Annotated in this window: 14 protein-coding genes; 9 read left to right on the top strand and 5 right to left on the bottom strand. The window is 47.0% G+C overall.

Features of this window, described 5'->3' with window-relative positions:
* The first annotated feature begins 52 nt into the window (after window positions 1–52).
* The 7 genes from tatA to hemB all read left to right on the top strand — a co-directional run bounded on the left by tatA (window position 53) and on the right by hemB (window position 5,895).
* A complete protein-coding gene (tatA, locus tag DN599_RS07715) occupies window positions 53–301 on the top strand; it encodes a Sec-independent protein translocase subunit TatA (RefSeq protein ID WP_110457052.1) in 249 nt (82 codons plus the stop codon).
* Between the two features lie 6 nt (window positions 302–307).
* Window positions 308–706 carry a Sec-independent protein translocase protein TatB gene (gene tatB, locus DN599_RS07710; RefSeq protein ID WP_110457051.1) on the top strand — a complete coding sequence of 133 codons (399 nt, stop codon included), beginning with the start codon at window positions 308–310 and terminating at the stop codon, window positions 704–706.
* A 3-nt stretch (window positions 707–709) separates the two neighbouring features.
* Window positions 710–1,459 carry a twin-arginine translocase subunit TatC gene (tatC, locus tag DN599_RS07705; RefSeq protein ID WP_110457050.1) on the top strand — a complete coding sequence of 250 codons (750 nt, stop codon included), beginning with the start codon at window positions 710–712 and terminating at the stop codon, window positions 1,457–1,459.
* A 112-nt stretch (window positions 1,460–1,571) separates the two neighbouring features.
* Window positions 1,572–2,117 carry a hypothetical protein gene (locus DN599_RS07700; RefSeq protein ID WP_110457049.1) on the top strand — a complete coding sequence of 182 codons (546 nt, stop codon included), beginning with the start codon at window positions 1,572–1,574 and terminating at the stop codon, window positions 2,115–2,117.
* Window positions 2,117–2,926, top strand: coding sequence for a TatD family hydrolase (locus tag DN599_RS07695; protein WP_110457048.1), 810 nt, complete (start codon window positions 2,117–2,119; stop codon window positions 2,924–2,926). The genes DN599_RS07700 and DN599_RS07695 overlap by 1 nt, the downstream gene beginning before the upstream one ends.
* The gene (locus DN599_RS07690) at window positions 2,913–4,784 is read left to right on the top strand and encodes a sensor domain-containing diguanylate cyclase (protein ID WP_204165110.1); all 1,872 of its coding nucleotides are present in this window, start codon (window positions 2,913–2,915) and stop codon (window positions 4,782–4,784) included. The genes DN599_RS07695 and DN599_RS07690 overlap by 14 nt, the downstream gene beginning before the upstream one ends.
* 94 nt (window positions 4,785–4,878) lie before the next feature.
* Window positions 4,879–5,895 (top strand): porphobilinogen synthase, encoded by a 1,017-nt coding sequence (gene hemB, locus DN599_RS07685; RefSeq protein WP_110457047.1) that lies wholly within the window; start codon window positions 4,879–4,881, stop codon window positions 5,893–5,895.
* 108 nt (window positions 5,896–6,003) lie between these two features.
* Here the strand turns inward: hemB and DN599_RS07680 are convergent, their stop codons facing one another.
* Window positions 6,004–6,558 (bottom strand): hypothetical protein, encoded by a 555-nt coding sequence (locus tag DN599_RS07680; RefSeq protein WP_110457046.1) that lies wholly within the window; start codon window positions 6,556–6,558, stop codon window positions 6,004–6,006.
* A 448-nt stretch (window positions 6,559–7,006) separates the two neighbouring features.
* On the opposite strand from DN599_RS07680, the gene DN599_RS07675 reads away from it, so the two are divergent.
* Both DN599_RS07675 and DN599_RS07670 read left to right on the top strand, forming a co-directional pair.
* Window positions 7,007–7,468 (top strand): hypothetical protein, encoded by a 462-nt coding sequence (locus DN599_RS07675; protein WP_110457045.1) that lies wholly within the window; start codon window positions 7,007–7,009, stop codon window positions 7,466–7,468.
* Window positions 7,469–7,598: 130 nt separating this feature from the next.
* Window positions 7,599–8,684, top strand: coding sequence for a hypothetical protein (locus tag DN599_RS07670; protein WP_110457044.1), 1,086 nt, complete (start codon window positions 7,599–7,601; stop codon window positions 8,682–8,684).
* Between the two features lie 121 nt (window positions 8,685–8,805).
* Here DN599_RS07670 and ubiA read toward each other — a convergent pair whose 3' ends face one another.
* The 4 genes from ubiA to DN599_RS07650 all read right to left on the bottom strand — a co-directional run bounded on the left by ubiA (window position 8,806) and on the right by DN599_RS07650 (window position 13,970).
* The gene (gene ubiA, locus DN599_RS07665) at window positions 8,806–9,666 is read right to left on the bottom strand and encodes a 4-hydroxybenzoate octaprenyltransferase (RefSeq protein WP_110457043.1); all 861 of its coding nucleotides are present in this window, start codon (window positions 9,664–9,666) and stop codon (window positions 8,806–8,808) included.
* A 105-nt stretch (window positions 9,667–9,771) separates the two neighbouring features.
* Window positions 9,772–11,973, bottom strand: a complete 2,202-nt coding sequence (uvrD, locus tag DN599_RS07660; RefSeq protein ID WP_110457042.1) for a DNA helicase II — start codon at window positions 11,971–11,973, stop codon at window positions 9,772–9,774.
* Between the two features lie 138 nt (window positions 11,974–12,111).
* Entirely contained in the window at window positions 12,112–13,047 is a 936-nt protein-coding gene (locus DN599_RS07655) for an SPFH domain-containing protein (RefSeq protein ID WP_110457041.1), read from the bottom strand.
* Entirely contained in the window at window positions 13,044–13,970 is a 927-nt protein-coding gene (locus tag DN599_RS07650; RefSeq protein WP_110457040.1) for an SPFH domain-containing protein, read from the bottom strand. The genes DN599_RS07655 and DN599_RS07650 overlap by 4 nt, the downstream gene beginning before the upstream one ends.
* Window positions 13,971–14,001: the final 31 nt, after the last annotated feature.

The following is a 14,001-nucleotide window of genomic DNA, read 5'->3' as shown; positions in this document are numbered from 1 at the left end:
GTTCATAATAGAACCAGTCTTACTAAAGAGTTAAATTAAAGAGGAACGTTACATGGGTGGCATTAGTATTTGGCAACTCCTTATCATTGCTTTAATCGTAGTTTTACTGTTTGGCACGAAGAAATTACGCTCACTTGGCGGCGATTTAGGTGGTGCAGTAAAAGGCTTCAAGAACGCCATGTCTTCTGAAGATGAAAAGAAAGCACTAGAAGAAAAAACTGCTGCAGAAAACACCTCTGCAGAAAAAACCGCTCAGGCTGATGAAAAAAAGACTGAGCCCAAGGACAAAGAACAGGCGTAAATCCTTATGTTCGACGGTATCGGCTTTATGGAGTTACTGTTGATCGGTATTTTGGGGCTAGTGGTTCTTGGCCCTGAAAGGCTTCCGGTTGCAGTACGCTCAATTAGTGGCTGGATCCGCGCCATGAAGCGCATGGCCAATTCAGTAAAAGATGAGCTCGAGCAAGAGCTTAAAATAGAGCAACTGCATTCAGACCTGAAGAAGGCTGAAAGCCAAGGGCTAAAGAATCTTTCGCCTGAATTACAGGATTCAATCGATCAATTAAAAGAAGCAGCCCAATCTGTTAATCGTCCTTATCAGGTAGAAGAGAAACCGAGTAGCACAGACAGTGCCAGCAGTGACTCAACCCCTAAGACGACAGGTACAGCCAAAGGCAGCACTTCAACAGATAAATCTGACGGGTAGTCCATGTCGCAACAGCAACCGTTAATTAGCCATCTGCTTGAGTTACGTAACAAGTTACTTAAAGCGATTGGTAGTGTGCTTTTGGTGTTTATTTGCCTAGTCTACTGGGCGAACGATATCTATCATTATATGGCAACGCCTCTGATGGATGTGCTACCAGACACCAGTAGCATGATCGCAACAGATGTGGCCGCGCCCTTCTTCGCTCCGTTTAAATTAACCTTAGTGCTGGCGTTCTTTATCGCCATCCCCTATGTGCTATTTCAAATCTGGTCATTTATTGCTCCAGGTTTGTACAAGCACGAAAAACGCCTAATGGTGCCACTGCTCACCAGCAGTACATTACTGTTTTATTTAGGGATAGCCTTTACCTATTACATTGTATTCCCTGTGGTATTTGGTTTCTTTACCAGTGTTGCCCCTGAGGGGGTGCAAGTAGCTACCGATATCAGTAGTTATCTGAGTTTCGTGCTTAAGCTGTTTTTTGCCTTTGGTTTAGCCTTCGAAATCCCTATTGCGGTGATCTTGCTTTGCTGGGCGGGAGTAACCACACCTGAAGAGCTCAAAGCCAAACGTCCCTATATTGTGGTGGGTGCCTTTATTATCGGCATGTTATTGACCCCACCCGACATTATCTCGCAAACCATGTTAGCGATTCCGATGTTAATATTGTTCGAAGGGGGATTGCTTGCGGCCCGTTTCTACAGTAAAAAGGACACAGAAGAAGATGATGAGCAAACACAAGCGGATTAATCTAGCCACAGCGCTTGGTTAATGGCTTACACGAACAGCTATCCAATTCGGGTAGCTGTTCGTTTTTGAGAGTCTCGTTTGCTTAGCGTTCATAATAAAAAGGAGCTTTTTCATGACCTCTCGTTTTACCCATGGTTTACGCTGGATAACACTTTCAAGCCTATTGCTTTCTCTTCACGCCGTTGCCGATATTGAAGAACAACTTGCCCAATGCGCTGCCAAAACCGATAAACTTGAACGGCTAATCTGTTATGACGCACTTGCGGCACAAGCGATTAATCGCGCCGCACAACAAGTCTCTACCGATTTGAATGAAGTGCCTACCCATACCGCAGAGGTTGCAGCCGCTCAGGTTGCTGCATCCCAAACTAAAACAACTCAAACTACACTGACAGAGTCGGCCCAAGACAACTTTGGTAAAATCGTCAAACAAGAACAAATTGATGCCATGTGGCTGACGGTCAAACAGGTCGATAAAGATCCCTATGGCACGTTAAAGCTCAGCTTCGAAAATGGCCAGCAATGGAAGCAGATCGACAGCCGTCGTTTTCGAGTATCTAGCGGCGATAAAGTACAAATTGAACGAGCGGCACTAGGCTCTTTTCTGCTAGGTAAAGAGGGCAGCAACACCACGATTAGGGTTAAACGTATTAACTAATGCCAAGTCATATAGATATCGCTGTTAACTTAGTTGGCAGTGCATTAGAAAATGATATCGATAACGTGATACACGCTGCGGCGGCGCAAGGGGTTTCGCCGCTCATTGTCATTGGCAGTAGTCTAGAGGAAAGTCAGCAAGCCATTGATTGCGCGCAGCGCTACCCTGAGGCGCTTTTGACCACTGCTGGGCTGCATCCACATCACGCCAGTGAGTGGGATGCGAACAGCTCTACTCGCTTACGCCAGCTAGCCCAACATCCGGCCGTAGTAGCCATCGGCGAGTGTGGCTTAGACTATAATCGCGATTTCTCGCCGCGACCCATGCAGCGCAGCGCCTTTGCTAAGCAACTGGCGCTGGCGGTTGACCTCAATATGCCTGTATTAATGCATGAGCGCGATGCCCACCATGATTTTGTCGAGATCCTCAAAGATTATCGACCTCAGCTTAAAGGCGCCTTATTGCATTGCTTTACGGGTGATAGGCACAGCCTAGAACGCTATATTGAACTCGACCTGCACCTTGGCATCACAGGCTGGGTGTGTGACGAGCGGCGCGGGGCGGAACTGGCCTCCTTGGTTGGCGATATTCCAGCGGAACGAATCATGCTTGAAACCGATAGTCCTTATCTGCTGCCGCGTAGCATGCGCCCCAAGCCTAAGTCGAGTAAAAACCTGCCGCAATATCTGCCCTATATTAGCCAATATGTTGCCCAACTAAGAGGCCAGCCAGCTAATGAGTTCGCCGCCCAAGTCTACGCCAACACTTGTGCTTTTTTTGATTTGCAGGCGAATTATGAAGCATTTTAACCCTCTGCTCATCATTCTCATATTATGCTGCCTTTCAACCAGTAGCGTAGCTCACACTTTGTTGCCTGTCGGCGATGACGATGTCATCGAGCTATCGCCATGGCTCTATTATGTGCAAGATGACAAACTCCAACGGCTAGACGATATTCAATCACTCAATCCAAGTCGCTGGAAAAAAATAGATCCCTTTTTTAATCAAGCATTAGCGGTTAAGCCTTTTTGGATAAAGTTCAGCTTATACAATGCGACAACTGAGAAGCTACGTAACTACTTAACCATAGGTAATCCGCATTTAGATAAAATTAGCCTATATCATCTGCCTAACGCAGAGCAGACAGTCCACCTAGAGATGGGGGATGCGTACCCCTTTTCTTTACGCCCTATGGTACATAACCAGTTTGTGTATCCGTTTAATTTAGCGCCAGATCAGGTACACACCTTTTATCTGCGTATCGAGACACAGGGCAGCGCGAGTGTCCCCTTAACTCTTAAATCTTCTAATGGGATGATCAGAGCCACTGAAAGCCAATCCTTATACCAAGGATTACAGCTTGGTGCCTTGCTTGCCATCGGCCTATTAAGCCTGTTTATAGCCATCATATCGCGTTCGCCCAGTTACAGCCTTTATGCGGGTTACGTGTTGACAGTGTCTCTACTAGTCGCAACACTGCTTGGTTTGCCAGCACGTTACTTATGGCCTGACTGGCCTACAGTGCAAGAAACTATCATCCCGTTACTTATCCCTATCGGCATTACTTTTATGTTACTGTTCACCGAAAGAGTACTGCAGCTTAGAGATAATAATCTATTGATGTTAAAACTGTGTCGCTACAGTGCTACTGGCACATTGATACTGACGTTACTGATACCATTTATCAGTTACCCACTCGCCTTAACCGTCGATATCCTCGCCGTACTTATCGTCAGCCTGTTATTGATGGTGATAGCCGTTATGCTCAGTTTGCAAGGACATAAGCTGGCCAAGCTCTACACCTTTGCGTGGTCGGGGATGTTAATCGGCTCATTCATTACCGCCATGATGTACTTAGGAATAGTATATCTACCTATGTTGCCACAAACGCCGATGCTCATCGGGCTGAACTTTGAAATCCTCTTTATGACAGCAGTGTTAGCACTGCGCTACAATGATGAGCGTAAAACTAAGCTAAAAATACAACAACAAGCATTAGAGCAATCCAGACGTATTCGCCAGGCCAAAGAAGAAGCCCTTCAAGCCGAGGCCAACAGCAATGAAAAACTCGAGCAGATGGTGCAAGAGCGCACTTTGGAGCTTGAAATTGCCCTTCGTGAGCTTAATGAGGCCAATCAAAAGCTAACCGAGCAAAATACTGTCGACAGCCTCACCGGAGTGAAAAATCGCGCCGCATTTGAAAAACGTTTACAAGCTGAGGGCCGTCTCAGCCGTCGCCAGCAAACGCCGCTCAGCGTCTTGATGATCGATATCGACCGTTTTAAAGCCATTAACGATACTTACGGCCATCTCGCGGGCGACCAAGCACTGAAACAGATAGCCCAAGCGTTAAAACAAAAGTTAAGGCGCCCAAGTGATCTAGTATCACGTTTTGGCGGTGAAGAATTTGCTATGATACTGCCCAATACCTCTATTGATGGCGCCGAAAAAGTCGCTGAATTAATAAGAGTAACCGTATTTCAGCTACCGCTAAGTTGGGGGGCCAATGCCATTCCGCTTACGATTAGTGTTGGGGTGTATGCCGAGGTAATTGTCGACGACCAACAGATCAACACCTTGGTCGAACGAGCCGATAAGGCGCTCTACCATGCTAAAAATAGTGGCCGTAATCGTGTCTGTGTTTATACGGTAGATATCGAACAGTAGAAAAGACTTAGCTTTATCCGTGACGACTTGGCACAATCGCCAACTCAAATCCTACAATTCATTGCAGTCAGTAACCCTAAATTAGGAGTCGAATGTGAACATCATTACCAGTGCTTTCCCTCAGCGCAGAATGCGCCGCATGCGTAAACATGATTTTAGTCGCCGTTTAATGGCCGAAAATCAACTTTCGGTTAATGACTTAATCTACCCAATGTTCGTACTCGAGGGGAATAACCGCACTGAAAAGGTAGAATCAATGCCTGGTGTTGAACGCTATTCAATTGATTTACTTTTGAAAGAAGCTGAAGAGCTAGTCGAGCTAGGCATTCCGCTTGTGGCACTGTTTCCCGTGACACCCGCCGAGAAAAAAACCTTAATGGCGGAAGAGGCCTATAACGCCGATGCGTTAGCCCAACGCGCCGTGCGCGCGCTTAAAGAAGCGTTTCCTCAATTAGGTGTGATGACCGACGTTGCCCTTGATCCATTTACCACCCACGGACAAGACGGCATCATAGATGAAGAAGGTTATATTCTTAACGATATCACTACCGAGATCTTAGTTAAGCAGGCGCTGTCACATGCCGAAGCCGGTGCCGATATCGTTGCCCCATCTGATATGATGGATGGCCGCATTGGCGCTATCCGCAAAGCGCTTGAAGAAGCTGGTCACATTAATACGCAAATCATGGCCTACTCGGCTAAGTACTCATCGAGCTACTACGGCCCATTCCGTGACGCCGTCGGCTCGGCAGGTAACCTAAAGGGTGGCAACAAGCACAGCTACCAGATGGACCCCGCTAACAGCGATGAAGCGCTTCATGAGGTCGCCCTCGATATTCAAGAAGGTGCCGATATGGTGATGGTAAAACCTGGTATGCCTTATTTAGATATCGTCACCCGCGTTAAGCGTGAACTCGCAGTGCCGACCTTCGCTTACCAAGTGAGTGGTGAATATGCCATGCATATGGCTGCCATTGAAAATGGTTGGTTAGCCGAAAAAGCCATCGTAATGGAATCACTACTGTGCTTTAAACGCGCGGGCGCCGATGGCATTTTAACTTACTTTGCCAAACGTGCCGCTCAGTGGCTAAAAGAAGGCGATAATAGCTGATAAGCTCAGTGTCGATAACGTCAAAAAGCCAGTTGCTTATATCAACTGGCTTTTTTGTGCCGGCTCGTAGTCGGATTACCTATTACAGAGGGTAGCGAGCCTGCAGCGTTAATTGCTAGCAACGGCCACTCGGGCCTTATCATGTAATTGCTCAATCTTTAAGATACAGGGCGCCCTGAGGATATAGTCTTGCTGACGGTACTGATATGGTCTATCAACCCAATGGATATAGAGACGCACACTACTATTCGCGTTAATAAGATTATGGCTATAAAAGCCTCGGTAACAGCGAGCGCTGGGTAAGTGGCCTGAGTGATAGAGTTTAATAGTACGTTTATCGAGGTGGATTTCACGGTAATCTATTTCATGTTTCGCCATATAGGGAAAATGATACTCACCATAGTTTAACTCCCCATTGACCACTTCAATTTTCTGTCCTTGCAATAAAATCTGCTGCAACACCATTGCGTCTGTTCTACTGAAAAAACACAATGTGATCAACCCACTGCTAAGAGATAGCACCACAACCCAGGAACCAATCCCACGACGTTTAAACAAGGATACCCCGAGCCAAAATAATACTATCGCCCCCGCGGTCAGCAATAACGCTAGCTCATAGATTTGCCACTGTCCCACCTCAAATGCAACGTCTGTGTTAAGCATGAAAATCTCCTGCATAACCTCATCGTCACTATCACATCCAACAACAATTTTTACTCATGTGTAGCTGATGATTTCACCAATAACTCTTCACATAAGCTTAGACTACCCTCACGCTACTGCCGCTCACGGCGCTGCTTTTTTGCACTCTCATTTATGAGCTATTATGCCATTATCCTGCAGCGAGTTTCTCAATTGACTCATTACACAGATAAATGCCTCTTGTCCCCACCATATACGGCCCCCATAAAAAAAGTCATTACAGGTATCCCCATAATGACTCATTCATCTTGTCGCGTTAGGCGTTAATTATCTAGTCTGAGCCACAATTTTGCTGATTGCTGAAAAGATTGTCGCCAATTAACTAAACCATTTTTGTCATTTGCCGATGAATAGAAGCAATGGGTATTAATATCACTCAGCACAAGTTGCTCGTTAAAGAAGGCGCAGTATGAACATTCAAGGAATAAATCAGCAAAGCCTTGGCCCAACAAGTTTGAGCCGATTAACTGTAGTTGCGAAAGATTTAGTGGCTGTGAAAGAGACGGCTGCCTCAGCTGTAGCGGTACCTAGTCAGGAAAGTAGTCAGGTTTCTATCTCTAGTGAAGGTCGCCAAGCGTTGGCGAGTGAACTTGGTGGTGCACTGCACGCTAAAGTGAATGAGATGCAAGAAACTCAGCAAGCGGCGGCCAGCGACAAACCCCATAAACCTTCCCTTGATGAGCTGATTGAACAGCGCAAAGAGAAGATACAAGATCTCCAACAAGAGCTTAAGGCCTTAGCTCACGATAAAAGTGACGCGGCCGAAAAGCGACGCGCTCAGATCCGAACTGAGATAGCTGTGTTATCTGCCCAAATTGCCGACTTAATGAAGCAAAAAGCAGAGAATGACAAGAAATCTCCGTCAACTTAGCCCTGTTACAGAGTTAATTTCATATAAAAATCTTCGTCTTAAATGACTTTAGTTACAATTTTTAGCTTGAGACTAGCGTCTTAACTCCATATGTTGCTTACAAATAGGTAACATTACACAGGGAGCCTTTATGAGGCGAAGTGTTAAATATCGTTTGTTGTTTCTGTTATCCGTCGTTGTGGCTTACAGCCTTGGTTTTACATATCTTCCCGCGAGTTTAGATGAACCTAGTGCACTGATTCGGCTAAGTGTATTTTCTGTTATCTACTTCCTTATTTTACCACTTGGCTATTGGTTTGCCATTATCAAAGTGGGCGGTCAAAAGTTATGGAAACTACTTATCATTTTTAGTCTTAGCAGCCTGATGGCTCGGCTTGGTTTCCCGGCGGAGATCGCGAGTTACTTTGAGTTTATCGCCTGGTTGCGCTTTCCTATTATTGCCGTGTTACTCGCGATTGAACTGTATCTAATCGTGAGTATTGCGAGGGGACTGTGGCAAGCGAGATCGGCCAAAGGCGATCCGAGACTCACTGTGATAAGCCAATATGGCACAAATCAGCCTCAAGCATCGCTTACAACGAACAAGCCTGTAGATAAGCCGCAAGTCCAAGATGATAAGAAACTCACCTTGGGATACATGTTAGCGACCGAGCCTGCCAGCTGGTATTACGCCATAGCTTATTTCTCTCGTCATCATGCAAGGGCTATTGCGCATATCACCTCATTATCATCGAGTCGCTGGCATCTGTTGTCACTGATCACAGGTTTGGTTGCTGCCGCGACTTGTTGTTACCTAGCCTTAGTCGATTGGAGTGAACTCGCCGCACTCTTTTCTGCTGGGTTTATCGCCTATAGTGTCGTGGTACTTTGTGCAAACCACCGAATTGCGCGGCACTATAGTTGTTATCTCATCGATGACAAGCTGGTGCTAAATAATGGCATTTGGGGAATGCTAGTTGTTGAATTAAATCGTATTGCAGGTGTGGAATTACTCGATGGCAGTGCACAGCGAGACAAGCAGGATCTGAGTTTCGGCAGAGGGAAAAGCAATACGCGAATTATGTTTACATCTCCTCAAGTCTATATGGGCGCAATGGGGCAGTTAACAGAGTCAGTTAGCCAAATCGACATAGTGCTGGATAATCCGCAGCAGTTTAAGTCTGCTATTGAGGCTGCGAATTTGAATGGAGATCTGCAGCTACAACAAGCGAGCTAGTTGGTCTAGTATGAGCTGCACTTATACGATTAACAAAAAAACCAGTGATAATGTCACTGGCTTCTGTTGTTAATCATCTCGACTTGCATCTGTGACCGTTAGCGCAACACGCTTAACCCATTTAGATTAGATAATCGATACCCAATGCCATAAACAGGCTTAACCCCGCCCAGTTATTATTTAAAAAAGCTTTAAAACAGGGCGCGCGCTCGCGGCCATAAATCAGCTTTTGCTGGTACAGACTAAAGCCGACAAAGGTGATAATGCCTAAACCAAAGACTAAACCACGTTGCGCGCTTAAGCCCGCCATAATAAAACAACCAAGGGCGGCTAACTGAAACAAACCGATTATCTGACGATCAAAACGGCCAAATAAAATCGCCGTCGATTTAATGCCTACTTTCAAATCATCATCACGATCGACCATGGCATACATAGTGTCGTAGGCAACAGTCCAGCACCAGTTGGCGGCAAATAACCACCAGGCTTCTGCTGGCACCTCACCCGTTTGCGCGGCATAGGCCATGGGTATTGACCAACTCCACACCACACCAAGGAACATTTGCGGCATGTTGGTAAAGCGCTTGGTAAAGGGGTAGATGATGGTCAAAATAATCCCTACCACAGACAGTTGCACCACCAATGGATTAAGCATCAAGACTAAACCAAAAGCTAACAAGCCTAATGCCACAAATAGCCACAGGGCCTCTTTTACCGACACCTCACCACTGACTAAAGGTCGTGATTTAGTGCGCTCGACGTAAGAATCGATATTACGATCGGCATAATCATTGATGATGCACCCACACGCACGCATCACTACCACGCCAATAATAAAAATAATCAGTACTTTAGTATCTGGCATGCCACCAGCCGCTAGTACAAGGGCCATTAAACAAGGCCATAGCAGCAACAAGGTACCGATGGGCCGATCCATGCGTGCAAGACGCAAATAGGCGTTAATTTTATCCCGTAAGTTCATCTAATGAGGCTCCCTTAAACACCGCTTGGCCTGTGATCTGAGGTCAATATGGCTGACATTATGACTGACATACGACCACTTTCAAGCCATTTGTACCACCCATGGCTATACCTTTTCTAAACGAGCAAAGGCGATTTTAAGCCGTTTACGGCCGACATCGTCGAAGTTCACTTCAATAACCGCTTGCTCTCCATTGCCCTCAAGATCGATAACCTTGCCTTCACCAAACTTAAAATGCATCACCCGTTGACCAATACTAAAACCAGACTCATGGCCAGCAACCGCTCTTACAGGGCGATTGCGACTCTCACTAATAGCATCGTTGATTCGGTTACTAAACCTATTAGTCGGTGCCGTTACCTGTGCCTTTAAGCGAATTTCTTGCACATATTCACTGGGTATCTCTTTGATAAACCGTGACGGTCGGGCAAAGTTTTCTCGGCCATAGATGCGCCGTGATTCGGCATAGGTAATATAGAGCTGCTTCATGGCGCGGGTCATGCCAACATAACAGAGGCGGCGCTCTTCATCGAGCCTGTCACCCTCATCCATCGCCATTTGGCTGGGGAAAATCCCCTCCTCGACGCCCGCCATAAACACCAGTGGAAACTCAAGTCCTTTGGCCGAATGCAGCGTCATCAATTGCACCGCATCGGTAAAGGCATCGGCTTGGCCTTCGCCCGCTTCGAGCGCCGCATGGGACAAGAAGGCGTTGAGTTCACCCATATCTTCCAGATCTTCTGGCATCACAAAGGTGCGCGCCGCGGTCACTAACTCATCCAAGTTTTCTACTCGAGCACGGGCCTTCTCACCCTTTTCGGCTTCATACATGGCTTTGAGGCCAGACGCTTGGATCACATGATCTGTCATACGGTGCAAAGATTGCGATTCGGTATCTTGTTGCAAGTTAACGATAAGATCCATAAAGCCACGCACCGCATTTGCCGCTCGGCCACTGAGCAACTTTTCATCGAGCACCGACAAGCAGGTCTGCCACAGGGTTAACTCTTGCTGACGCGCCGTTGAGCGTAAAATATCCAGAGTGCGCCCCCCTATACCGCGAGCGGGCGTGTTAATGACACGTTCAAAAGCGGCATCATCATTTTTGTTACTGATGAGCCGCAGATACCCCATGGCATCTTTAATTTCTTGGCGTTCGAAGAAGCGCAAACCGCCATAAATACGGTAAGCCATCCCTTTATGCAGCAAGGCTTCCTCAAGCACCCGTGATTGGGCGTTGGAGCGATAAAGGATCGCGCAATCGCTTAAATTGCCGCCCATATCTTGCCAGTCCATGATACGGCCCACAATAAAGCGCGCCTCATCCATTTCGTTAAAGGCACAGTAAAGCCCAATCTGCTCACCAGCTTTATCTTCGGTCCACAGCTTTTTACCGAGTCTATCTGGGTTGTTGGCGATCAGCTCGTTCGAGGCGTTCAAAATATTGGCGCTGGAGCGGTAATTCTGCTCTAGGCGTATGGTTTTCGCGTCGGGGAAATCATCTAAGAACTTATGCAGATTTTCGACCTGCGCGCCGCGCCAGCCATAAATGGACTGATCATCATCACCAACAATCATCACATTGGCGCTGTTACCCGCTAGCACGCGGATCCACGCATATTGAATGGCGTTGGTATCTTGGAACTCGTCCACAAGGATATTTTTAAAACGCGCTTGATAGTGCTCTAAAATATGCGGTTTATTGAGCCACAGCTCATGAGCCCGCAGCAAAATTTCGGCAAAGTCCACCAGCCCTGCGCGATCGCAAGACTCTTGGTATACCTGATAGATCTTCAGCAGGTTTTGCTCGATAGGAAAACCCGTGGTATCGATATGCTTAGGGCGCAAACCTTGATCTTTTTTACCATTGATGTAGCCCTGTGCTTGACGCGGAGGGTACTGTTTTTCATCAAGGTTAAGGCTTTTTAAAATACGTTTAATCAAGCGCAGCTGATCGTCAGAATCAAGAATTTGGAAACTTTGAGGCAAGTTAGCGTCTTGATAATGGGTGCGCAGCAAACGATGAGCGAGGCCGTGGAAGGTGCCTATCCACATGCGGCCCATATTGCTGCCACTCACCTTCTCTACCCGCTCACGCATCTCGGCGGCGGCTTTGTTGGTAAAGGTAACCGCAAGAATAGAATAGGGGCTCTGCTGTTCATGATGCATCAACCAAGCGATGCGGTGGGTCAATACGCGTGTTTTACCACTGCCCGCGCCCGCTAACACCAACATGCTAGATTGTGGTGCGCTAACGGCTTCGCGCTGCTTATCGTTTAAGCCGTCAAGTAAAGAAGATACGTCCATTCTTGCCTCCAAAAAATCAAGCAGGCAGTATAACAGGAGCCGGCGCCTAGGTCATACGCTGCGTGGCTTTTAACGCATTGCGATGCAGGCATAAAAAAACCGGCGCCATGGCACCGGCTTTTCAATTACGTGGATGACTTAATCTTTACTCTCTTCCAGCCCCATGCTGTCCATCCAATGCTCAAAGTCCATCATATTGCCAGGCAACACTATCTTGCTGGCATTCTGGCTTAGGCCATCAAACTGCTGGAGGTATTGGGCACCAAGCTGCATACGCACCACGTTTTTACCCCCGGGTGCTGAGATCACCTGGGCGATACGCTCAATCGACTCGGCGGTCGCCTTGGCGATGGCTAAGATCTCTTCTGCTTTACCCTCGGCTTCATTTATGCGGCGCTGCATTTCACCTTCTGAATGGTTAATGGTTTCCGCTTTAATACCTTCAGAGCGATTAATTTTACTCTGTTTATCACCCTCACTTTTTGCCAATAGTGCACGGCGTTCACGCTCGGCGTTGACCTGCATCTCCATGGCATTCTTCACGGTTTCTGGCGGGGTAATATTTTTGATCTCATAGCGGTGCACCCGAATTCCCCATGTGGCGCCCGCTTGATCTAACACCTCGACCACTTTAGCGCTGATCACATCACGCTCTTCAAAGGTGCGGTCTAAATCTAAGGTACCTATGACAGAGCGCGTGGTGGTTTGCGCAAGCTGAATGGCGGCATAGCGATAATCTGTCACCCCATAACTGGCCTTTACCGGATCGATTACCGAGATGTAGATAACCCCGTCGACTTCCACATTGACTTCATCGCTAGAGAAACACTCTTGGGGCGGTACATCTATGGTCTCTTCTTTAAGATCGTGGACATACGCGACTTTATCGACAAAGGGCACTAAGGCATGAAAGCCAGCATCGAGCGTCGAGTGATACTTACCCAAACGTTCAACCACACATGCCGACTTGGTGGGCACCAAGCGAATAGATTGGAATAACTTGATCACGAAAATCGCAAAAATTAATCCCCAAATCCCCATGACAATTAAGTCTGTATCGATACCTGCAATCATGAGCGCTCTCCTTTTGCTTGCCCAACCGCTTGGGTCACTTGCTCCATCCCTTCGAAGAAACCTTCCAGTTTCGCCAGCTCGGCGGGGACCACCGAAATATCGGCCTTATTAAGTATTTTGCCAACCTGCACAATAAACTGCTCTTTAAGCTGCATATTCATCGCTTCGTTGCCTCCCTCTAGCGCAAGGGCTTGAGACACCTGAGTCATGGCTTCGGCTTTAGCTCTGGCAATAATGGCGATCTCTTGTGCCGTACCTTGGGCTTCATTGATGCGTTTCTGCTTTTGTCCTTCTGAAATATTAATCGCTTCTTGGCGCTCACCTTGAGACAGGTTAATCATCGCGGCTTTTTCGGCATTGGCTAAGGTTATCTCGGCGCGCTTACGGCGCTCGGCTTCCATCTGCTTTTCGAGGGTGTGGATCACTTTAAAGGAGGGGGTAATATTTTTAATTTCATAACGCAGCACCTTGATCCCCCAAGGATCGGACGCTTTATCTATCTCACGCACGATTGATTCATTGAGGCTGTCACGTTCAGAAAAGGTCTGACTTAAACTTAACTTACCTATCTCTGAGCGCATGGTGGTTTGGGCTAAGTTGACTGCGGCGCGGCGATAATCTTCTATACCATAACTGGCCAGTTTCCCGTCCATCACCTTAAGATACACCAGTCCATCAACTTCTAGTTGGGTATTATCTTTTGAGATACAGCTTTGCGGTGGTACATCGAGTACTTGCTCTCGGGTGTCATGCTTGTAAGCAACCCGGTCGAAGAAGGGGATCAAAAAATGAAACCCAGGTTGCAACACCACCCTAAATTTGCCTAAACGTTCAATCACATTGACCTCACGCATCGGCACGATCAACAGCAATTTATATAAAATAAAAAAAACAAATAACACCACTAAGGTAAATACAAACATAGATTCCATCCTTTTACATAGCTTATCGCTA

Source organism: Shewanella algidipiscicola, from assembly GCF_900380485.1.
Classification (GTDB): Bacteria; Pseudomonadota; Gammaproteobacteria; order Enterobacterales; family Shewanellaceae; genus Shewanella; species Shewanella algidipiscicola.
This window is presented reverse-complemented; position numbering and strand designations above follow the sequence as displayed.